Origin of the sequence: Flavobacterium sp. FlaQc-52 (assembly GCF_044007495.1) — a bacterium.
Lineage (GTDB): Bacteria > Bacteroidota > Bacteroidia > Flavobacteriales > Flavobacteriaceae > Flavobacterium > Flavobacterium cupriresistens.
The window spans coordinates 36,178-57,273 of the sequence record NZ_JBIPCV010000009.1 but is presented as its reverse complement, the minus strand read 5'-3'; the positions used below and the strand labels follow the sequence as shown (position 1 = coordinate 57,273).

The following is a 21,096-nucleotide window of genomic DNA, read 5'->3' as shown; positions in this document are numbered from 1 at the left end:
CCTCAGCCTCTTAAAAATTACTTTTTTCGAAGCTTATACTTATTCTCCTTATATAAATTTCCTGCCGTAATAACGTGTGCCAAAGCATCTTTGGCTAATTCTTCGTTTAGTTTTACAGGAACTAAAGTTGTATCATTTTTGATTTCAAATTGCAGAGGCTTTAAATTGGGCTGCATGATTACAACCTGATTCTCTACTCTGAACGCATTGATATCATTAAACTGCATAATAGATCTTCCCTGAACTTTAGCATCGAGTTTATTTAAATTTCTACCTACCATCGGTGTCTCAAACGGAATTCCTAAATACCCTAATAAAGTTGGGGGAATATCGATCTGACTTGCCAATTTGCTGTAAACACTTCCTTTTTGAACTCCAGGTCCCATTATTAAAGCCGGAATATGAAATTTATTGATCGGCACTAAATTCTTTCCGTAAGTTCTTGTATTATGATCTGCAATGACAATAAAAATGGTGTTTTTAAAATACGCTTCTTTTTTAGCCATTTCAAAGAATTTTCCAATTGAAAAATCCGCATACTTCATGGCGTTATTTACAGTTGCCGGTTTTTGATCGTAAGGTTTTATTCTTCCGGCCGGATATTCAAAAGGCTCATGATTGGAAGTCGAAAACATTAAAGAAAAGAACGGTTTATCGCCTTTAGCTTTAAAATAATTGTTTGCTTTTGTTACCAGATCTTCATCTGAATACCCCCAAGTTCCTTTGAACGCATATTTGTTTCCATCCGATTCAAAGTCTGCCTGATCTACAATGTCCTGAAAACCATTTCCGTTGAAAAACGAAGCCATATTATCAAAATTTGCCATTCCACCATAAATAAAACTGGTATCGTAACCTTTTTGTTTTAAGGCATCAGCCAATGTAAAAAAGCCTTGTTGTGAATTTCCTAATTTCACCACACTTTCAGATGGCGATGGTAAAAATCCTGTTACAACTGCTTCGATACCACGAACACTACGCGTTCCTGTACAATACAAATTGGTAAACAATAATCCCTCTTTTGATAATTTATCAAATTCCGGTGTCAGGGGTTTTCCTCCTAAGATTCCAACGTATTCCGCACCTAAACTTTCTTGTAGAAAAATAACCAGGTTATACGGTTTTGCTACAGCAGTATCCGGTTGTTGCACATGCAGAAACGGAATTTCAGCATCAGTAAAATCTGTTGGTCCGGCAATCATGTATTTTTTCACACGAGCAATAGCTTCCGCTTCCTCCATTTTTCCGTACATTTTGGTGTTCCCTTCGTTTTTAATCGAATAGGCTGCAAAGGCAACCGTATAAAAAGAATTCAACCCCAAAGTATTGGTTAATTGATCAGTAGAAAACACTGCATTACTGGCGTTAATTGGTCGTTTTGAAGTCAAACTGGAACGTGCTCCAAAAAACAATAAAAAAGCCACTAACGGAAAAAGCATCAATTTGAATTTATATTCGGTATTGGTGGTGTGAAAGAAACGTTTTCCTTTTTTGAAAGCAAAATAAAGTACCACTCCCAAAATTAAAAACGTAACGATAATAGACGTCAGATAACTTTTCAACAACATTCCCACCACTTCTTTTGGGTAGATCAGATAGTCCAGAAAAATTTTATTGGGACGTGTGTCGTATTGTTTTACAAAATCGGGCGTTGCTAATTCTACGAAAAGAATTAAAAACAGGAACAAAAAACTATAAATCACCAAAAAGTTATTCGTGAATTTTATCCATTTAGCAGGCAAAAATGTAATTAAAACAGCCGGAAGAAAAGACAAATAACACAATAATATTAAATCCATTCGCAGACCGATTGGGAAAATATACCAGAAATTTGGTGTTTCGACCACTCTGTCTTTAAAGATAAAAAATAAAAATAGTCGGCTTAAAGTACTAATTAGCAATCCGATTGCTATAAAATTAAAAACGGGTTTTAAAAAACTTATTTTTTTCATTAAAGATAATTTAAGGTGAAATTTTTGGGTAGACGCACAGTAGAGACGCACTGCTGTGCGTCTCTACCAATGTGTGTGTGTCTATTCTTCGTAACGATTTATTTCTCTGTCGTAAAAGTCGTTGGCCAAAACAATCAAACCTTCCATTTCGGCATTTAATTCTGCTTCATCAAGGTCTTCGGCTTCTTCCATAAACTCCACCTCATCATCTTTTAAATTGATTATAAATCTTGGATAATCAAGGTGAATGATAAAAATATCATCCGGGAAATCAGTATTGTCTCCGAGTAAAAATTTAGGTAATTCCATATTATTTATTTTATTTTTTTAGTCTTTGTAATAATCTATCAAACCGATTATTAGTTTGCCACAGATTACACGGATTAAAAAGATTTTAAAATAATCCTTTGAATCCTTGTAATCTGTGGCATTATTTATTTTTAAGTTTCAAATTTAGTTATTTGCAACTGAATTATTAATTAATTTTTTGGTTAAGTAATGAAAACGTATGTACAGGAATATGGCTGCTGTGGTTAAACCTGCCAAAAGTCCAATCCAAACCCCCTGTGCCTTCCAAGGCGTGTATTCTGCCAAATAGTACGAAATCGGGAAACCAATTACCCAATACGCCACAAACGTAATGTACATGGGTATTTTCACATCTTGCAAACCACGTAAAGCTCCTAAAACAACCACCTGAATTCCGTCAGAAATTTGAAAAACGGCTGCAATTAAAAGCAATTTCGAAGCAATACTTATCACTTCGTTGTTATCCAGCAATTGTCCTCCATTTTCCATATTCAAAAAGAGATGAGGCAGATAATTATGAAAAACAACAAACAGAATAGCAAAGAAAGTTTCTAATATAATAGCCAGCAAAAATATAGAACGGGCCACCACGACTAATTTTTTAAAATCATTTAATCCTCTTTGGTTACTAACTCTAATCATCGAGGTTACGCTTAATCCCATAGCAAACATAAAAGTCAAAGAAGACAGGCTCAATGCAACCTGATTTGCTGCCTGACTTGTTTTACCGATATTACCACAAAGCCAGATCGAAGCTGTAAACAAGACCACTTCAAAAAGCATTTGCATAGCCGAAGGAAAACCAATACTTACGATCTTTTTTATGGTTTCTTTTTTAATTTCATTGAAACTGAAACCATTGAAAAAACGCTTTAAATCATTTCTTCTCGAGAGCATGATATGCATAAACATCACCAAAAAGATTCTGGAAATTACGGTTCCGAGTGCTGCTCCAATAATTCCCATTTTAGGAAAAATCCAGATACCGTAGATCAAGAGATAATTTATCCCTACATGCAGGACATTTGCCATTACCATCGCATACATCGAATATTTAGTCATCGACATTCCGTCAGCAAATTGTTTGTATCCCTGATACATAATTAATGGAATCAATGAAAACGCCACCCAATCCAGATACGGTTTTGCAAGTACAATTACCTCGGCTGGCTGATCTAACATTTCCATTATTGGTTTTGCTAAAACAATCACACCGAACATCACCAATCCTAAAATAGTACATAAAAATAGACCGTGATGAAATGCAGAACGAATTTTGGTATCATTTTGCTCCGCATCACCTTCTGCAACAATTGGGGTTATTGCGGTCGAAAATCCAATTCCTAATGACATTGCAACAAAGATCATACTGTTTCCCAACGAAACTGCCGCCAGCTCTGTACTACCTAATTTCCCAACCATAATATTATCGACGATACCTATTAAAGTATGTCCAACCATTCCCAAAATAATTGGGTAGGCTAATCTAAAATTATAAGAGAACTCTTTTGTGTATTGTTTTATATTCAATTTTAATGTTTTTAAGTGAACAAAGATACTCAGAAGCTTTGAATTCTCTCCTATTATCAGAAATATAAGCCAATGTTAAGAATATCCTTAATAACGCTAAGATTATATAACAATTCCTGCGAATTGTATAACAACCTCCGAGTGGTTAGAATCTACTTTTACCTTATTAATAATTCAAAAAAAAGGATCATGAAAAAATCTGAAAATCTAAAAATGTTATGCGTAGCGGTTATGGCATTTTTATTCGCCAATACAACTTTTGCCCAAGAGACTGAAGCAGTTAAAAACGAGGGTGAAATCAAAACTTACAAGCCAGGTTTTAGATTAGGTTTTGGCTTAAACGGTGGTCTCCCGACAGACAATGCTTACGATTGGTCGCTTGGAGGAGATGTGCGTTTGCAATATGATTTATCTAAAAGAACTTCACTAACCCTGACTACAGGTTTTACAAATTTATTTATCGGAGATGATGTAAAAGACCTTGGATTTATCCCTGCAAAAGCGGGTTTTAAAGCCTTTATCTGGGAGGATCAATTTTATGTATTAGGAGAAGTTGGTGCAGGTTTTGCGGTAACAAACGGATACAACGACACCACTTTTTTATGGGCTCCGGGAATCGGATATGCCAACAAATACATTGACATCAGTGTACGATACGAAGATTACAACAAATTCAAAACCAATCAGGTCGCGCTTCGTTTAGCGTACGGTTTTGATTTGTAAAAATACATTCATTATTGATCCGTTGGGTGTAATTAGATAAAGGATTATTTAACATATAGAAACATAGACTTTGAATTCACAATTTGAGATGCTTCAAGAAAATCATATTTTTTTCACATAGTCTCAAGTAATTTATTTCAAGTAAAACGTCTTTTTAGGCCCTGTTATCTATAGTCTCTATGTGTTAAAATTAATTGCACCGAACGGATTCATTATTATTCTTTTGTTTTTGGTAAAACCCGGCAGTTTCTCATGGACTGTCGGGTTTGTAATTTTATTACGCTCCCAATTCCTTTTTGTACATTTCAAAATTGGCTCTTATTTTATCGTCTAGTTCGGGTTCTTTGATATCGGTGTGTTTTTGCATTTCTTCCCAAATAATTTTGGCTACAATATAACGGGCCATTTCTTTATCGTCTGCCGGAACAATATACCAGGGCGCGTGCTCTGTTGAAGTCTTATTTATTGCTTCTTCATAATATTTCTGATATTCATCCCAACGCTCCCGTTCTTTCAAATCAGCAGGAGAAAATTTCCAGTGGTGTCTTTCTTCTTCCAAACGTCGCAGTAAACGTTGACGCTGTTCTTCCTTACTCAAGTGCAGAAAAAACTTTAATACGATCGTTCCGTTTTGTGCAATGTGTTTTTCGAAATTCGTAATCTGTTCCATCCTATTTTCCCAAAAATCGGGTGTAATATCATCAATCGTATTAATTCCGGGTAAATTCTCTCCTAAAATATATTCCGGATGCACCCGTGTTACCAAAACATTCTCGTAATGGGTTCTGTTGAAAATTGCAAACTTTCCTTTTTCGGGTAATGCGATATAATGCCTCCACAGATAATCATGCTCTAATTCAGCTGAAGTAGGCGTTTTAAAACTATGCACCACTACTCCACGCGGATTAAATTCTTTAAAAACCTCGCGAATCAAACTGTCCTTTCCCGAAGTATCCATTCCCTGCAGGCAAATCAGAACACCGTATTTGTTGTGGGCATACATCACATCCTGCAAATTGCTCAATTTTGCCTGAACCTTATCGAGCTTATGTTCCTTTTCATCCTCATCTGCTTTTATGTCCAACAAAGTCGGAATATGCTTTAAACTTATTTTTTTTACAACTTTAAAATTATTCGGATCTATAGATTTCATACTATCAGTTTTATCATATAAGTAAATATACTACTTTTACGAAGCATATTTTTGCTATTTATGGTAATACTTTTTCAATAGGTTATTTTCATTTTTAGCACGATTAAACTTTAGTTTTCAAAACAACATTCATGGAAAAATTCACACTGGAAATATTATTTCAAATCATCGGAATCGGGTCTGCTTCGGGATTATTCTTCAATAACAATTCTCTTTATGTCATTGGTGATAACAGTGGATTCTTGTACGAATACAACATGCAGAATCAGCAATTAAATCAACATGCTTTAATCGATAATCCGACGCAAAACATTCCAAAAAATCTAAAACCGGATTTCGAATCGATCACCAATCACAATGATACTTTATATGTATTTGGTTCGGGCTCTACTGAAAAACGAAATAAAATGATCTCGTTTGATCTCAAAACGAAAACCATTCTTCAGAAAAACAATCTGGTTGATTTATACGGCTTAATGCAAAGTTTTGGCGAAATAAAACCGGAAGACTTCAATCTGGAAGGGGCTATTTTCGATGGAGAAAACTGGTATTTATTCAATCGTGGTAATGGAATTTCAAACAAAAACACCATTTTTACGATCCATGCGAAAAACCTGGGCGAAGAATTTGCTTTGGTCGCTGTCAATTATAAACTGCCCAAAATAAAAGGAGTTCGTTCCAGTTTTACAGATGCGATTTTAGTCGAAGATAAAATTTATTTCCTCTCTACAGCCGAAGACACCAAATCGACTTACGACGACGGAGAAATCCTCGGAAGCTTTATCGGACGCATCGATCTTAAAACTATGAAAATCGACTTCACGCAGAAAATAACGTCAACCAATAAATTTGAAGGTCTGACCTTCTATCAAAAAGCAAACGGTAAAATCGAGTTTTTACTGTGCGAAGACAATGACACCGAAGTTCTGGAAACGAAAATCTTTAAACTTAGTTTGCCTTTAAAAGACTAGTTTTTCTGGTGAAGTAAAGGTTCAGAAAAGCAAAGGCCCAGAACTTTCCTATCCGGTCGCAAAAAAAAACAATTCGTGAAAATTCGCGAAATTCGTGGCAAAAAATAAAAAATAATTCACTCCCAATCCAGTATCGGATTGCACTTTTTACAAGAATGAAACAAACCATCAAAAGCTTACTTATCTTCTTACTCTTTCTTAACACTTCAATTTATGCACAAGATCGAGAATGTATCATTTTTTTTCACGAAGGAGATTCTATTGAAGGTGTTGGCCAAATAAAAAATAATAAGGTAAAATTTAAAATTACTCCAGACAGCAAGGCTGATTCCTGGGATTTCGAGACTATTTCCAAAATTAAATTCGTTGGACTTGATTTTGTGGAAACCTATGAATATGTAAAAATAAATTCGTCTGACAAACCGAAACTACTGGAACTTGTTCTTGATGGAGAAGTCCATTTGTACCGAATGACAAAACTGCAATACTTTACAATGCCGGATTTAAAACCAACAGCCATAGCGAAAGGTGGTGTACGCTATTCGGAGACTACAGAACAATTTACGGAGCTTTACTATTTGAAACGAAAAAAAGAGCAATACCCAACTTATATCAATCTTGGAATTCTTTCTAATTGGAAAAAAACGGCTACTAATTACTTTTCCGATTGCGATATTCTTATTAGAAAAATAAAAGACAAGACGTTTAATTCTATTCAAATTAAAGAAATCGTCGAATATTACAACTACATTTGTTACGAGCAATAAGAAACATAAAATCAACCACTTACAACCAATCATAAATTATTTTTACTTTTTTTTAATAATCGTCCCAACCTTTTTATCTTTTTATCTCTCTTTAGTATAAAGACAACAATTGTGATAAACGAAACTCAAATTTCTAACTGTAAAAAAATGAACCGCGATGCACAGCGTCAGGTTTATGAGTATATGGCTCCAAAGCTGTATCGCCTCTGCAAGCGCTATCTAAAAAAGGAGGAAGAAATCGAAGAGGCTATGGCCGACGCTTTCTATACCATCTTTACAAAAATGGATCAGCTTAAAGAAGTTCAGGCTTTTGAGGCCTGGGCCAGAAAAATAACAGTGAATCATTGTTTGGCAACCATCAGAAAACATACTAATTTCAATATGTATCTTGATGATGTCAAATTGCAGTCTCAGCCTTTTACAGACGAAATCAATCACTTAGAAGAAGAAGATTTACTCAATTTATTAAACCATATTCCAGACGGCTGTAAAACGGTCTTTAACCTTTTTGTAATTGAAGGCTACGGACATAAAGAAATAGCCAGCATGCTAAACATTTCGGAAGGCACCTCCAAATCACAATTGAATGCCTCCAAAACCAAGCTAAAGGATTTAGTAAATAAGTTGTATTATCAAAAAGCAAAATAGTCATGGACAATCAAGATAAATTATTCGAAAAAATTAAACAAGCTTCGCATAACGCCGAAAGCAAAGATTTTCCGGCAATGGAAAAAGTCTGGTCGCGTGTTGAAGAGAAGCTTGACAAAAAAGAAGCTAAAAAAACAATCGCGTTATGGAAAAAGATTGCAATTGCTGCTTCTCTTTTACTCGTGATTTCTTTAGGATCTCAGTTTATAAAAACAGACAACAGTCAAACTATTCAAAACACCAATAAAGTAGTCACAACCGATACTAAAACAGAACCTGTTCAGAAACCAATTTTAGAAGAAAGTAAAGTCGCTGTATCAGAAAACTCAAAAATAGTTTCCCAAAAAGAGGCTGAAAAAATCATAGACAACCAAATTAAGCAACAAAAAGAGGTTGTACAAAACGACATACAAAGTCCAAATGCTGCAGCGGTAATTGCTTATGAAACAGTAAAGGCCGAAGCTTCTACTAAAGCTTACATTCCGCCTCCGGTAATGGAACCCGCTTATGCAACAGAAGAAAGATCTTATCTAAAAGACAAAGCTTTTGCAACTGAAGAATTATCAAAATCGGCAAAAAACGAATCTTACCGAATTGCAGATGCTGAGGCGTCCCCGCAAATGGCTAAAAAAAGCGCTCCACTAGTCATCATGAACGGAAAAGCAATTTCTCACAATGATGATGTTAAGAGAGACAAAATGATGCAGGCCGAACTTTCGAATCTGAGTCCTGAAAATGTAGAGTCTTTGGTAGTACTAGCAGAACCTTTGTATATCATTGATGGAAACTACTATTCTGAAAATGATTTATTCGGAAAGAATCCGACAAGTCCTTACGCTCCTTTAAACAAACAGGAAATTAAAACCATCACCATCCTTCAAGATCTTGAAGCCACCTCAAAATATGGCGAAAAAGGAAAAAAAGGAGTCATAATCATCACTACCAAAACAGGGAAACCAGCTTCGCAGCACTAGTTAAAACCTAAAATTCAATCTTAAAATTTACTATCATGAAAAGTCTAAAACTTATTTCATCAGCCATTACTATGCTTATATGTTTCGTATCTATGGCGCAGGAAAGAACAATTAAAGGAACGGTTTCAGATTATAGTTCTGTCGCACTTCCGGGGGTTAGTATCACCATAAAAAAAACAAAAACGGGAACTGCAACAGACTTTGACGGGAAATATTCGATTCGAGCTCAAAAAGGAGATATTCTTATTTTTAGTTATATCGGATTTAATACGGAAACTGTTGTTGTAAATGACAAAGACCTTATCAATGTTAAGATGAAAGAAGCTTCACAAAATCTAAATGAGGTTGTCGTTGTAGGATACGGAACAAGTGATTCCGAATATACAACTCAAAACTACACCCGCTCGGAAAGAAAAAAAGATAAAAAATCAGTTACCGAAATGCTTCAGGGGAGAACTCCTGGTTTGCAAGTTCAAACTAACACGCAATATGTCGCTCCTTCGAACATCAAAATTCATGGATCCCAGTCTCTTCCATCATCAAATGAGCCTTTGTATGTTCTAGATGGTGCTCCTGTAAAATCGCAGCAAATAGCAAGAATAAATCCAAATGACATTCAGGACATGAAAGTCTTAAAAGAAACATCGGCTACTTCTATTTATGGAAGCAGAGCAGCAAACGGTGCTATCATAATTGCTACTAAAAACAACATTTACAAAAATCTTACGGAGCAGGAAATTAACAAAAAACTAAACATAACCGTTCCTGTTCAGCCAGAAGTAACTAATGAAGATTATGATACGTTTACCGAAAATGCATTCGAGAGCCCAAAAGCAGCGCCTTTGTCAACTTTCTCAATAGATGTTGATAATGCTTCTTATACGAATATCAGACGTTTTATAAACAATGGACAGGCGGTTCCAAAAGATGCCGTTCGTGTAGAGGAAATGATCAATTTCTTTAAATATACCTATCCGCAGCCAAAAGATAAAGATCCGTTTTCTATTAATACCGAGTTAAGCGAATCTCCATGGAATCCTGAAAGCAAAATTCTAAGAATTGGTTTACAGGGTAAAAATATTCCAACCGAAAATCTACCGGCATCAAATCTTGTTTTCTTAGTAGATGTTTCGGGTTCTATGAATAATGCTAATAAGTTGCCTTTATTGAAACAATCTATGAAAATATTGGTAAACGAACTTCGCTCAAAAGACAAGGTAGCTATTGTAGTTTATGCCGGTGCAGCCGGATTGGTTTTACCTCCAACTTCTGGAGACGAAAAAGAAACTATTATTAAAGCGTTAGACCATCTTAGCGCCGGAGGAAGTACAGCCGGAGGTGCCGGAATTGAATTGGCTTATAAAGTTGCGGTCGAAAATTTTATTAAAGGCGGCAATAACAGAGTGGTTTTAGCAACAGACGGCGATTTTAATGTGGGCAGTTCATCTAACGCTGATATGGAAACTTTAATTGAACAAAAAAGAAAAACGGGTGTTTTCTTAACTTGTCTTGGATACGGCATGGGAAATTACAAAGACAGCAAAATGGAAACACTGGCTGATAAAGGAAACGGAAACTATGCTTATATTGATAACATTCAGGAAGCGAATCGTTTTTTAAGCAAAGAATTTAAAGGTTCGATGTTTGCTATCGCGAAAGATGTAAAAATCCAGATTGAATTTAACCCCAAACAAGTTCAGGCATATCGATTGATTGGGTATGAAAACAGAAAACTTCGTGCAGAAGATTTTAAAAATGACGCTATCGATGCCGGCGAATTAGGAAGTAATCATACGGTTACGGCTTTGTATGAAATTATTCCGGCCGGAGTTAAAAGTGATTATTTAAATCATCAGCCGGATGCCTTAAAATATACTCCCGTTGAAGAAAACACAACTAAATACAGCACGGAATTGGCGACGATAAAATTCCGTTACAAAAAACCCGACGGAGACAAAAGTATCGAAATGGTAGCTATAATTGAAAATAAAACCATCTCACTAGAGAGCTCAAGTACCGATTTTAAATTCAGCACAGCCGTTGCCTGGTTCGGATTAAAATTGAGAGATTCAAAACTAATAACGAACAAATCTTCTGATGCTATTTTAAAATTGGCCAAACAAGGAGTAGCGAACGATACTGACGGATATAAAGCAGAATTTATTCGTCTTATTGAAGGAGTAAAGCTAGCTTATTAATAGCGGTTTTATTACATTTGGTCTCGCTTCAAAATTGAAGATTTCCATTTATAACCTAATTTTAAAAAATTAAAATGAACCCTATTTTAAACCAGAATTTATTTCTTGTAAAAGAGCATGTTGGGATGTTTAAAGCAGCAAACAATTACGACATTTACAATCCGGAAACCAATCAGATTGTTATGAATTGCCGTGAAAATAATCTTGGCTTTTTCACAAAAGTATTGCGTTTTACTGATTATAAAAGAATGACTCCTTTTAATGTTGAAATTACAACTGCCTCAGGAGAAAAATTAGTAACCGTGAGACGTGGCATCGCTGTTTTTCGTTCAACAGTAGAGGTTTTAGATGAAAAAGACCGTTTGATCGGAACTTTCAAACAAAAATTCTTTTCTTTTGGAGGCAGATTCGAAATTCTGGATAAAAACGAAAGACCATGCGCTACCCTTCAAGGAAAATGGACGGGTTGGGATTTTAAATTTTCGCATGAAAACAAACCATTGGCTCAGGTAAGTAAAAAATGGGCCGGATTGGGGAAAGAGTTTTTCACAAGTGCTGACAATTATGTCCTTCAAATCGAAGAAAGTGTAGCGGCAGACAGTCCACTTAGACAATTAATCCTTGGCGCGGTAATGTGCATTGATATGGTTCTTAAAGAATAACAAAGTTGTTAAACTTAGATTAAGAAAACGGCGGAGAGCATCATTTTAGTACGCAAATGAATTATTTTTGTATGACTAAAAATGATGCTTTCTGCATTTCAAAAATACTATCATGACAGATTTAAAAAATAAAAATGCTCTTATTACCGGAGCTGGAAAAGGAATCGGAAAAGCCATTGCAATTGCTTTAGCCAAAGAAGGCGTAAATGTAATTTTAGTTGCAAGAACGCAATCTGATGTAGATCAATTAAGTACTGAAATCTCCGCTTTTGGTGTAAAAACTTTGGCATTGAGTGCTGATGTTTCGGACATTAATTCCATAAATACAGCAGTAGAAAAAGCTTTAGCTGAATTTAAAACTATCGATATTCTGATCAACAATGCCGGTATTGCTGCTTTTGGTAAATTCCTTGACTTAGAGCCAGCAGCCTGGGAAAAAATCATTCAGGTGAATCTTATGGGAACGTACTACGCTACTCGTGCTGTTTTACCTAATATGATCGAAAGACAAACGGGAGACATTATCAATATATCCTCTACAGCCGGATTAAACGGAAATGCTTTGACCAGTGCATACAGCGCTTCTAAATTTGCTGTTTTGGGTCTAACAGATTCCTTGATGCAGGAAATGAGAAAACACAACATACGTGTTACCGCTCTAACCCCAAGTACTGTTGCAACCGACATGGCAAAAGACCTGAATCTGACGGATGGCAATCCCGACAAAGTAATGCAATCGGAAGATATTGCAGAATTGATTATTGCTCAACTTAAATTAAACCGCAGAGTTTTTATTAAAAACAGCAGTATCTGGTCTACAAACCCTTAAACTTACAGTAAATTTCAAATTTTAAAATTCCAAATTACAATTCTTCTTTGGATTGAATTTGTTTCTTTGAAATTTCAATCGCATTGATTGGAATTTGGAATTTTCGGATTTGGAATTTAAAAAAATAATATTATGGAACAGTATTTAAGACAATTAATTGCAATAGAATTTACCGATAAAAAAGAAATTTTTACCGGATTTCTTATCGATTATTCTGATGACTGGATTTTATTGAGAAATAATCCGGTTGACTATATCCTTGATGGTTTTGTGATTTTGAGAAACAAAAATATCGAAGCCGTTCACAGAGACCAGGATCTTGCTTTTACCGAAAAAGTAATCCGAATGAAAGGCCTGAAAACAAATGCCGAAGATATTATTCCGATTAGGGACCTTGCGGCTATCATAAACTTCTTAACGAATAAATACGAGATTTTTCAGATTTCAAAAAAATCAGCCAAATCTGCTTATTTAGGCAAACTAATCGAATTAACAGACGAAGAACTCACCATCGACTTCTTAGACACAAGAGGTAAATTTGGAGGCGAATTGAGCTTTAATCCGCAAAAAATTAGAGTCATCGAGTTCGACACCGATTATATCAATTCCTTGAAATTGGTTGTTCAGGAAGATGTGAAGTAATATTTCACTTTATAAAACAGAAAAGTCCTTTACAATAAAGGACTTTTCTGTTTTACATTGTCATTTCGAGCGAAGTCGAGAAATCACACAAGAGACTCCATACAGTTTGTCATCCAGAGGAACGAAGGATCTTCGTTTGCTGAATCGATACCGTTGAAGTTCACTTTACAGAATTACTTGTGAAGATACTTCGTTCCTCAGTATGACAAAACTGCGCAAAATAGAAATGGAATACCTGGTGTGATTTCTCGACTTCGCTCGAAATGACAGACTGTATGTAACACTCTTTAAACCAAAAACTATAAAGAAGTTATGAGATTTTCATTTTAAATTCAAAAAAATAAGAGTCATTGAGTTTGACACCGATTATATCAATTCCTTGAAATTGGTTGTTCAGGAAGATGTGAAGTAATATTTCGCTTTATAAAACAGAAAAGTCCTTTGTAATAAAGGACTTTTCTGTTTTACATTGTCATTTCGAGCGAAGTCGAGAAATCACACAAGAGACTCCGTACAGTTTGTCATCCTGAGGAACAAAGGATCTTCGTTTGCCGAACCGATAACGTTGAACTTCACTTTACGGAATTACTTGCGAAGATACTTCGTTCCTCAGTATGACAAAATTGCGAAAAATAGAAATGGAATACCTGGCGTGATTTCTCGACTTCGCTCGAAATGACAGACTGTATGTAACTTTTTCTAAACTTTAACTATATAAAAGGCTCTGAAATCTCAAATTTCCTACCTCATCATACATTTCACATCTCACAAAGAACATTTCGCAAAGAAACATTTTACACCTCTGCCAATTTATTCAAAAACTCTAAACGAACGCTTCCGTCTTCGTCTATTTTGGTCAGGTTAATTTCTTGTAATGTATTGATTAATTCGGGATTCCAAGGTGTTTTTACTTTTACGTAGTTTTCAGTAAAACCGTGAATATAACCTTCTTTATTTTCGCCTTCAAACAAAACAGTTCTGTTTGTTCCTAATTGACCTTCGTAAAAAGCACGACGTTTCTTAACCGACAATCCACGCAACATTTTACTGCGTTTTGCTCTTACATTTGCAGGAACTGCTCCCGGCATATTTGCTGCCTCGGTATTGTCTCTTTCCGAATACGTGAATACGTGCAAATACGAAATATCCATTTCATTCAGAAAATGGTAGGTTTCCAGAAAATGATCGTCTGTCTCACCAGGAAAACCAACAATAACATCAACACCAATACAGGCATGTGGCATTACTTCGCGAATTTTATTGACACGTTCTGTATAAACTTCACGTAAGTAACGACGTTTCATTAATTTTAAGATATCATTACTTCCGGATTGTAGCGGGATATGAAAATGCGGTACAAAAGTTCTGCTTTTAGAAACAAAATCAATGGTTTCATTTTTCAATAAATTAGGCTCAATCGAAGAAATACGCAAACGCTCAATTCCCTCTACTTTGTCTAAAGCCTGAACCAAATCCAGAAAAGTATGCTCGTGTTTTTTATTTCCGAATTCTCCTTTTCCGTAATCCCCGATATTTACTCCGGTTAAAACAATTTCTTTGATGTTTTGTGCTGAAATTTCTTTTGCGTTTTGCAAAACGTTCTCCAACGCATCACTTCTTGAAATTCCTCTTGCTAATGGAATGGTACAATACGTACATTTATAATCACAACCATCCTGAACTTTCAGAAAGGCACGGGTTCTGTCACCAATAGAGTAACTTCCCACATAAAAATCGGCCTCAGCAATTTCGCAGGAGTGTACTTCCCCCATGTCGTTTTTGCTTAAGTCGTGAATATAATCGGTGATTTTAAATTTTTCAGTGGCCCCCAAAACCAAATCAACTCCATCAACGGCTGCCAATTCTTCCGGTTTTAATTGCGCGTAACACCCAACGGCAGCTACAAAGGCTTTTTCGTTGAGTTTCATTGCTTTTTTTACGACCTGCTTAAATTGTTTATCAGCATTCTCTGTAACAGAACAGGTATTGATGACATAAATGTCTGCTATTTCTTCAAAATCAACACGATCAAATCCTTCGTCGTTAAAATTTCGGGCGATTGTGGAAGTCTCTGAAAAATTCAGTTTGCAACCAAGCGTATAAAAGGCAACTTTTTTTCTATTTTCCATAGGAATACACTACGTTTTAAGTAGTAAGATATTATATTTACATTCTCAATTGAAGAGTTGGCAAATTTACATACAATATTCTTTAAAATAAAATCAATAATACACTATATATCAACATTTTGCATTATCCAGACAATTAAGTTTGGCTTAAAAACTATAAATTGAACCTGCTAATGACTAAAATAAGTTTTATATTTAAAAGATCTTAAATGTCCTTTCAATAGGAATAAAATGACAAAAACATCGATTAAATGCAAATAATATCGATTAAATACATTTTTTAAAAAATTAGATTAAAATTTTCTTACATTTAACTGTTCAAAATAATGCTTTCGGCTAAAAAAGTTAAGCAATTAATAAATTAATTGATCTCTCGACAGATTTTACCATAACAATTTTGATATTCTGTCGTTATGTTGTTGTTTTGTTTAATAAAAATAATGGGGAAAGCCGAAAACCATAAAGAGTAGGCAACAATTAAAAATTCCAGACTTACTATGAAAGCATTTTTACCCACAATCTGCTTGATGTTCTTAACCCTTTTCAGTTCGCAAGCGCAAACTGCAGCTGCCCCTGCAACTAACCCATTCCCGTCAATTAGCACTTTAACAGGTTGGGCCAGTTTAAACAATCAATCACAATTTGATATTGCAATCCGTGCCGTTGGGTTTAAATTTGAAGTAAAAGAACCAAGTGAAGGATCTACAGCTTACACTTACATCCGTAAGGTAACGGTAAATGAAGTAAACTATACGGATAGAATTGTTTACAGAATTACAAACAATAATTCTGCAAGTATTATCTCTTTAGTAACTGCTTCTACTGATTTAGTTAGTCTGTACACTCCACAATTGTCAACTTTCAAAAACAACAATTGTAAAACAGAAATGTCTAAGGACAAAAACACTACTTGTGCTTGTTACGAAAGCGTGAATTTCGCAATCGATCTTTGCGACGAGCGTGTAAAGCTAACTATGGGTGACGGAAATAAATATTTTGTTTCTGTAGCTAAAAAATAATTCGAAACATTTCGGAAACCTAAACTACGAGCTGTTTTCCAAATCTTTTTAATCTGTAAGAAGTACATTTGAAAAGATTTGGGATGCATTTCTTAGGGTATTATATCAAGTTTGGATTCTTATATTCATACCAAACTTCTCTTTCGTCTTCGTAATCAAACGAATTCACATAACGGAAACCCAGTTTTTCTAGAACCTTTCTTGAGTTTTCGTTTCCTTCATCTGCATAGGCATAGAGCGCCTTTACTTTCATTTCATTAAACGCATAATCCACAAAAGCTTTTCCGGCTTCGGTAGAATAGCCCTTTCCCCAATGTTTTTCAATGAAACGGTATCCGATTTCATAAAAATCTTTATGGTTATTGATTTCGTCTGTGATAAACTTTATTCCGGACCAACCCAAAAACTCATTGGTTTCTTTTAAAACAACCGCCCAGCGGCCAGTGCCAAAAGTTTTGTATTGCTGTTGCAAATTTTCAATATAAGCAATGCTTTCGGCAATAGTGGTAACGGGTTTCTTTCCCACAAAAAGATGCACATTGGGATTCGAATCCAATTCAAACATTCCATCTACATCAGCAGAAATCACTTCTCTTAAAATCAGTCGTTCTGTTTCAATTGGTTTTCTCATCCGGTTTTAGTTTTAATTTAAAATATAACGTTGTACTACTTCTGCCACTCCATCATTATTATTTGAAGCCACAATTATATCAGCTCTGTCGCGCAATTCGGGCGTCACATTATCTACCCAAACACCCAATCCGGCATATTCAATCATACTTAGATCATTTCCGGCATTTCCTACTGCAATAATCTCACTTTGTTGGATCTTTAGCTTTTCAGCCAAAATTTTTATGCTTGCTGCTTTATCGATTCCATATTGAGCGGCTTCTAAGAAAAACGGTTTAGACATTGAAATACTTAAATGTGGCATCGCCTCTTTCAGATCCTGCTCTACTTCTTTCAAATAAGAAGGTTCCTCCAACAAAATACATTTTACTGCAGACCTGTCAACAGCCTCTTTAAAACTTGGTACTTTGCGATGTGGCATTCCGGTAATTACTTTTTCAATTTCAATAAACTCTGAATCGGTTTCGCTTATAATTTCTCCGTCAAGATAGGTAATGATATGCGTTTTCATCTTCACACTGTAATCGTACAGTTCGTGAATCTGCTTTTGTGTCAGCGTTTGCTCAAACAAAATAACGTCGTCTTTAACCGTACTAATAATAGCACCATTAAACGAAATGATATACGAGTTATTCAAATCCAATTCCAACTCTTTAGCATAAGCCGTCATAGCAGAGGTTGGCCGACCTGAAGCCAAAACCACATAAACCCCCTTGGCCTGCGCTTCAAGAAGTACTTTTTTATTTAAATCAGAAATTTTATGATCGTCAGTCAACAAAGTATCATCCATGTCGAGCACCAGCATTTTGTATTGCATTTTTTATTAGTTTACTTTTCTCCGTCCTCAGTCGCGGTTTTCAGTCGCAGTTTACAGAAGACTGAGACTGAATACTGAGACTGAGAGCTATTAAATATTCATTCTAAAATCCTCTATAACGGGATTTGCTTTTGCAAAGTCAGTTTCCTGAATAAAAACTTCAACCGCTAAATCTGAACCTCCAAAACCACCTAGTCTTGCCGATTGAATGTTGTCTTTTTTTACCGTTTCTACTCCGGCTTCTTCTAATCTTTCTTTTAAAGCAATTGCTAATACTTCACTTCCTGAAAATACCTTCATTAATCCCATAACATTGTTTTTTATTATTATTTTTTATTTTCTATTCTAATATTGTCTTTAAATGATTTTGAAAATCTTCATTTTCGTTCATTCCAATGTGTCCTTGCTTTTTTAATGGATAAAAAGAGCTGTTAGACCTCAATAATTTGTTTAAGCGAATTGAATTCTCATAGGGAATTAATTGATCGTCAACTCCGTGAAAAATGTAAATCGGCGCTTTTATTTTCGGCAAATATTCAAACGTTTCCAAATGAAACTTTTTCATGAAATTTGGAAAATAGGGCACTTTACTACTCGATAATTCTGTAAAACTGTAATAAGGCGATTGCAGAATTAAAGCTTTTGGTTTATTCTCCGCAGCCAAAATTGTAGCTAATCCTGAACCTATAGAATAACCCGCAATAATGATTTTATCTTCAGAATAGCGCTTCTTTAGTGTTTTATAAACCGTAGCCACATCTTTATTTAACTGTTCTTCATTTTCAATTTCACCTTCACTCTTTCCAAAACTTCTGTAATCTAAAATAAAAAGATCGTAACCTAAATGGGTATAAACTTTAGCCATCTTCCCCCAGGTTTCCAGTGTTCCTGCATTTCCATGAAGATAAAAAACCAAGCCTTTTGATTTTTCGCTTTTAAACAACAATCCATTTAAGGTTGTACCGTCGTAAGATTTGATATTTAGCTCTTCGAATTTCTCCTGATAATCAAACTGATATTCTTTGGGAAGCGCGGCACTTTGAAAAACCATCCCAACCTGATTGAAATACACATAAGAAATCAGCAGCAGATAAATCACAACAAAAAAGACAACAAGTACAATCGATAAAAATTTAAGCGTTTTAAATATCTCCATAAAATTTATCGCTTCGCCACCTTATTCCTCTTCAGTCTGATCTTCTTCTTCGTCAAGTTCTTCTTCCTCATCAAATTCTTCATCCTCTTCTTCTTCCTCCATATCAAAAATATAAGGCTCCAGTAAAAATTTCTCCGCCAAAATTTCGATACGTTCCGTTAATTGCTCAGCAAAAATGATTCTTTGTGTTTTTGCAATACTATTCGAGATACGCATGATTTTAGTTTCATGACGTAACTTCAAAATTGGATCTGCATCATCTAAAACAAACATTTTCAAACGGTTTACATTATAACCTGCCGTTGTAAACATGTCGCTTAATTTATTTGGTGTTCCGATTAAAACATCAATTCCTGTTGAAATATAGTTTTTATCGTAATCCATATCTCCTTTGTCATGCACTCCGTACACTTCAAGATCGGTATACTTTCCGTATTTTGCAAAAAGCTCTACCATTTCCAAAACTTTAGTTTTGTCTTCTACAATAATCAACGCTCTTGGAGATTCTTCGACTGAACCTGCCAATTGCTGAATTACATTGATTACTATGGTAGTCGATTTTCCGCTTTTTTCCGGAGAAAGAATGATACAGTCAGCACCACTTTTAATAGTCGAAAAAGTCTCTTGTTGCAATACATTTGCCTCTGTTAAACCATTTTCGATTAAAGCGTCTTGTAATTGTTCTTTTATTTTTTTTAGTTTCATTTTTTTTATGCTTTATGCTTTAAGCTTTATACTCTAAGCAAAAATTATTTATATTATTTAACGAAGTCCAAAGCTTAAGGCCTAAAGCCTATTGCTTATAGCCCACTACTTGCTTGCGAACATTTTCACATCCGTTTCAGAGATTTCGTTTCCTCCTAAGATAATCAATCTTTCTACTACATTTCGAAGTTCACGGATATTCCCTGTCCAATCGTATTCCTGTAATAGTTTTATGGCCTGTGTTGAAAATACTTTGATTGCATTTCCTTGCTCGGAAGCAATTTTCTCTGTAAAATGGGTAATCAAAGCCGGAATATCGTCACGTCTTTCGTTTAAAGGCGGTACTTTAATCAAAATAACAGCCAGCCTGTGGTACAAATCTTCACGAAAACGACCTTCGGCAATTTCTGTTTTTAAATCTTTGTTGGTAGCTGCTACAACACGAACGTCAACTTTTATATCTTTTTCGGCACCGACTCTTGTAATCATACTTTCCTGCAACGCACGCAATACCTTTGCTTGCGCAGAAAGACTCATGTCACCAATTTCATCTAAGAAAATAGTTCCTTTGTCTGCCGCTTCAAACTTTCCGGCGCGATCTTTCACTGCTGATGTAAAAGCACCTTTTACGTGTCCGAACAATTCACTCTCGATCAACTCACTTGGAATTGCAGCACAATTGACCTCAATCAAAGGGAAATTAGCACGTTCACTTTTTTCGTGTAATTGATGTGCTACTAACTCTTTTCCGGTTCCGTTTGGTCCTGTAATTAAAACCCTGGCTTCTGTTTGTGCTACTTTATCAATCATCACTTTGATATGAGAGATTGCTTCACTTTCGCCAACCATTTCGTAATTTTTACTGACTTTTTTCTTCAGAATTTTATTCTCAACTACCAGTTGTTTTTTATCTAAAGCATTACGAACGGTATTTAACAAACGATTTAAATCGGGTGGTTTTGAAATATAATCAAAAGCGCCTAATCGCATGGTATGAATCGCCGTTTCCATATCCCCGTGACCTGAAATCATCACCATCGGGATTTCCGGTTTTATTTTTTTGGCTGCTTCTAAAACCTCAACGCCATCCATTTTTGGCATTTTGATATCGCACAAAACCAAATCGTAGTCGTTATTTTTTATTTTTTCGAGACCCACAGCACCATCCTCAGCTTCTTCGACCTGATAGGTATCATTTTCTTCTGATAAGATTTTTACCAAAACTCTTCTAATCGCTGCTTCGTCTTCTATAATTAATATTTTACTCATCTTTATTAAATTT

Annotated in this window: 21 protein-coding genes; 10 read left to right on the top strand and 11 right to left on the bottom strand. The window is 35.3% G+C overall.

Annotated elements, in window-relative coordinates:
- Positions 1-17: 17 nt before the first annotated feature.
- The 3 genes from ACHRV5_RS15755 to ACHRV5_RS15745 form a co-directional block, all read right to left on the bottom strand.
- On the bottom strand, positions 18-1,952 hold the full coding sequence (locus ACHRV5_RS15755; RefSeq protein WP_395427382.1) for an LTA synthase family protein: 1,935 nt from the start codon (positions 1,950-1,952) through the stop codon (positions 18-20).
- Between the two features lie 81 nt (positions 1,953-2,033).
- Positions 2,034-2,261, bottom strand: coding sequence for a hypothetical protein (locus ACHRV5_RS15750; protein ID WP_047778507.1), 228 nt, complete (start codon positions 2,259-2,261; stop codon positions 2,034-2,036).
- 144 nt (positions 2,262-2,405) lie between these two features.
- Positions 2,406-3,791: an MATE family efflux transporter gene (locus tag ACHRV5_RS15745; protein ID WP_395427381.1), complete on the bottom strand. Its 1,386-nt coding sequence runs from the start codon at positions 3,789-3,791 to the stop codon at positions 2,406-2,408.
- A 189-nt stretch (positions 3,792-3,980) separates the two neighbouring features.
- On the opposite strand from ACHRV5_RS15745, the gene ACHRV5_RS15740 reads away from it, so the two are divergent.
- Positions 3,981-4,514, top strand: coding sequence for a hypothetical protein (locus tag ACHRV5_RS15740; protein WP_047778509.1), 534 nt, complete (start codon positions 3,981-3,983; stop codon positions 4,512-4,514).
- A 277-nt stretch (positions 4,515-4,791) separates the two neighbouring features.
- Here the strand turns inward: ACHRV5_RS15740 and ACHRV5_RS15735 are convergent, their stop codons facing one another.
- Positions 4,792-5,667, bottom strand: a complete 876-nt coding sequence (locus ACHRV5_RS15735; RefSeq protein WP_047778510.1) for a PPK2 family polyphosphate kinase — start codon at positions 5,665-5,667, stop codon at positions 4,792-4,794.
- Between the two features lie 131 nt (positions 5,668-5,798).
- Between ACHRV5_RS15735 and ACHRV5_RS15730 the strand changes: the two genes are divergently transcribed.
- The 8 genes from ACHRV5_RS15730 to ACHRV5_RS15695 all read left to right on the top strand — a co-directional run bounded on the left by ACHRV5_RS15730 (position 5,799) and on the right by ACHRV5_RS15695 (position 13,358).
- Positions 5,799-6,638 carry a DUF6929 family protein gene (locus tag ACHRV5_RS15730; protein ID WP_395427380.1) on the top strand — a complete coding sequence of 280 codons (840 nt, stop codon included), beginning with the start codon at positions 5,799-5,801 and terminating at the stop codon, positions 6,636-6,638.
- A gap of 155 nt (positions 6,639-6,793) precedes the next feature.
- Positions 6,794-7,405: a hypothetical protein gene (locus ACHRV5_RS15725; RefSeq protein WP_395427379.1), complete on the top strand. Its 612-nt coding sequence runs from the start codon at positions 6,794-6,796 to the stop codon at positions 7,403-7,405.
- A 147-nt stretch (positions 7,406-7,552) separates the two neighbouring features.
- The gene (locus ACHRV5_RS15720; RefSeq protein ID WP_395427378.1) at positions 7,553-8,053 is read left to right on the top strand and encodes an RNA polymerase sigma factor; all 501 of its coding nucleotides are present in this window, start codon (positions 7,553-7,555) and stop codon (positions 8,051-8,053) included.
- A gap of 2 nt (positions 8,054-8,055) precedes the next feature.
- The gene (locus ACHRV5_RS15715) at positions 8,056-9,027 is read left to right on the top strand and encodes a hypothetical protein (protein WP_395427377.1); all 972 of its coding nucleotides are present in this window, start codon (positions 8,056-8,058) and stop codon (positions 9,025-9,027) included.
- A 35-nt stretch (positions 9,028-9,062) separates the two neighbouring features.
- A complete protein-coding gene (locus ACHRV5_RS15710) occupies positions 9,063-11,225 on the top strand; it encodes a von Willebrand factor type A domain-containing protein (protein ID WP_395427376.1) in 2,163 nt (720 codons plus the stop codon).
- A 74-nt stretch (positions 11,226-11,299) separates the two neighbouring features.
- Complete coding sequence (locus ACHRV5_RS15705) at positions 11,300-11,887, top strand: LURP-one-related/scramblase family protein (RefSeq protein WP_395427375.1); 588 nt, start codon at positions 11,300-11,302, stop codon at positions 11,885-11,887.
- A 112-nt stretch (positions 11,888-11,999) separates the two neighbouring features.
- Positions 12,000-12,716 (top strand): 3-ketoacyl-ACP reductase, encoded by a 717-nt coding sequence (locus tag ACHRV5_RS15700; protein ID WP_047778517.1) that lies wholly within the window; start codon positions 12,000-12,002, stop codon positions 12,714-12,716.
- 132 nt (positions 12,717-12,848) lie between these two features.
- Positions 12,849-13,358, top strand: coding sequence for a hypothetical protein (locus ACHRV5_RS15695; RefSeq protein WP_047778518.1), 510 nt, complete (start codon positions 12,849-12,851; stop codon positions 13,356-13,358).
- A 794-nt stretch (positions 13,359-14,152) separates the two neighbouring features.
- Here ACHRV5_RS15695 and mtaB read toward each other — a convergent pair.
- Positions 14,153-15,487 carry a tRNA (N(6)-L-threonylcarbamoyladenosine(37)-C(2))-methylthiotransferase MtaB gene (gene mtaB / locus ACHRV5_RS15690; protein ID WP_395427374.1) on the bottom strand — a complete coding sequence of 445 codons (1,335 nt, stop codon included), beginning with the start codon at positions 15,485-15,487 and terminating at the stop codon, positions 14,153-14,155.
- A 497-nt stretch (positions 15,488-15,984) separates the two neighbouring features.
- Between mtaB and ACHRV5_RS15685 the strand changes: the two genes are divergently transcribed.
- On the top strand, positions 15,985-16,506 hold the full coding sequence (locus tag ACHRV5_RS15685) for a hypothetical protein (RefSeq protein WP_047779176.1): 522 nt from the start codon (positions 15,985-15,987) through the stop codon (positions 16,504-16,506).
- A gap of 100 nt (positions 16,507-16,606) precedes the next feature.
- Here the strand turns inward: ACHRV5_RS15685 and ACHRV5_RS15680 are convergent, their stop codons facing one another.
- The 6 genes from ACHRV5_RS15680 to ACHRV5_RS15655 all read right to left on the bottom strand — a co-directional run bounded on the left by ACHRV5_RS15680 (position 16,607) and on the right by ACHRV5_RS15655 (position 21,083).
- Positions 16,607-17,137 carry a GNAT family N-acetyltransferase gene (locus ACHRV5_RS15680; protein ID WP_395427373.1) on the bottom strand — a complete coding sequence of 177 codons (531 nt, stop codon included), beginning with the start codon at positions 17,135-17,137 and terminating at the stop codon, positions 16,607-16,609.
- Positions 17,138-17,149: 12 nt separating this feature from the next.
- Positions 17,150-17,953, bottom strand: a complete 804-nt coding sequence (locus ACHRV5_RS15675) for a Cof-type HAD-IIB family hydrolase (RefSeq protein WP_395427372.1) — start codon at positions 17,951-17,953, stop codon at positions 17,150-17,152.
- Positions 17,954-18,043: 90 nt separating this feature from the next.
- A complete protein-coding gene (locus ACHRV5_RS15670) occupies positions 18,044-18,262 on the bottom strand; it encodes a putative signal transducing protein (protein WP_047779179.1) in 219 nt (72 codons plus the stop codon).
- A 31-nt stretch (positions 18,263-18,293) separates the two neighbouring features.
- Positions 18,294-19,109, bottom strand: a complete 816-nt coding sequence (locus tag ACHRV5_RS15665) for an alpha/beta hydrolase (protein ID WP_395427371.1) — start codon at positions 19,107-19,109, stop codon at positions 18,294-18,296.
- A gap of 21 nt (positions 19,110-19,130) precedes the next feature.
- Positions 19,131-19,814, bottom strand: a complete 684-nt coding sequence (locus ACHRV5_RS15660; protein ID WP_395427370.1) for a DEAD/DEAH box helicase — start codon at positions 19,812-19,814, stop codon at positions 19,131-19,133.
- Between the two features lie 105 nt (positions 19,815-19,919).
- The gene (locus tag ACHRV5_RS15655) at positions 19,920-21,083 is read right to left on the bottom strand and encodes a sigma-54 dependent transcriptional regulator (protein ID WP_047779182.1); all 1,164 of its coding nucleotides are present in this window, start codon (positions 21,081-21,083) and stop codon (positions 19,920-19,922) included.
- Positions 21,084-21,096: the final 13 nt, after the last annotated feature.

Bases quoted from the DNA above. Each gene is read 5' to 3' on its own strand.
- ACHRV5_RS15755 (WP_395427382.1), bottom strand. From the start codon at position 1,952: ATGAAAAAAATAAGTTTTTTAAAACCCGTTTTTAATTTTATAGCAATC.
- ACHRV5_RS15750 (WP_047778507.1), bottom strand. From the start codon at position 2,261: ATGGAATTACCTAAATTTTTACTCGGAGACAATACTGATTTCCCGGAT.
- ACHRV5_RS15740 (WP_047778509.1), top strand. From the start codon at position 3,981: ATGAAAAAATCTGAAAATCTAAAAATGTTATGCGTAGCGGTTATGGCA.
- ACHRV5_RS15735 (WP_047778510.1), bottom strand. From the start codon at position 5,667: ATGAAATCTATAGATCCGAATAATTTTAAAGTTGTAAAAAAAATAAGT.
- ACHRV5_RS15730 (WP_395427380.1), top strand. From the start codon at position 5,799: ATGGAAAAATTCACACTGGAAATATTATTTCAAATCATCGGAATCGGG.
- ACHRV5_RS15725 (WP_395427379.1), top strand. From the start codon at position 6,794: ATGAAACAAACCATCAAAAGCTTACTTATCTTCTTACTCTTTCTTAAC.
- ACHRV5_RS15720 (WP_395427378.1), top strand. From the start codon at position 7,553: ATGAACCGCGATGCACAGCGTCAGGTTTATGAGTATATGGCTCCAAAG.
- ACHRV5_RS15715 (WP_395427377.1), top strand. From the start codon at position 8,056: ATGGACAATCAAGATAAATTATTCGAAAAAATTAAACAAGCTTCGCAT.
- ACHRV5_RS15710 (WP_395427376.1), top strand. From the start codon at position 9,063: ATGAAAAGTCTAAAACTTATTTCATCAGCCATTACTATGCTTATATGT.
- ACHRV5_RS15705 (WP_395427375.1), top strand. From the start codon at position 11,300: ATGAACCCTATTTTAAACCAGAATTTATTTCTTGTAAAAGAGCATGTT.
- ACHRV5_RS15700 (WP_047778517.1), top strand. From the start codon at position 12,000: ATGACAGATTTAAAAAATAAAAATGCTCTTATTACCGGAGCTGGAAAA.
- ACHRV5_RS15695 (WP_047778518.1), top strand. From the start codon at position 12,849: ATGGAACAGTATTTAAGACAATTAATTGCAATAGAATTTACCGATAAA.
- mtaB (WP_395427374.1), bottom strand. From the start codon at position 15,487: ATGGAAAATAGAAAAAAAGTTGCCTTTTATACGCTTGGTTGCAAACTG.
- ACHRV5_RS15685 (WP_047779176.1), top strand. From the start codon at position 15,985: ATGAAAGCATTTTTACCCACAATCTGCTTGATGTTCTTAACCCTTTTC.
- ACHRV5_RS15680 (WP_395427373.1), bottom strand. From the start codon at position 17,137: ATGAGAAAACCAATTGAAACAGAACGACTGATTTTAAGAGAAGTGATT.
- ACHRV5_RS15675 (WP_395427372.1), bottom strand. From the start codon at position 17,953: ATGCAATACAAAATGCTGGTGCTCGACATGGATGATACTTTGTTGACT.
- ACHRV5_RS15670 (WP_047779179.1), bottom strand. From the start codon at position 18,262: ATGGGATTAATGAAGGTATTTTCAGGAAGTGAAGTATTAGCAATTGCT.
- ACHRV5_RS15665 (WP_395427371.1), bottom strand. From the start codon at position 19,109: ATGGAGATATTTAAAACGCTTAAATTTTTATCGATTGTACTTGTTGTC.
- ACHRV5_RS15660 (WP_395427370.1), bottom strand. From the start codon at position 19,814: ATGAAACTAAAAAAAATAAAAGAACAATTACAAGACGCTTTAATCGAA.
- ACHRV5_RS15655 (WP_047779182.1), bottom strand. From the start codon at position 21,083: ATGAGTAAAATATTAATTATAGAAGACGAAGCAGCGATTAGAAGAGTT.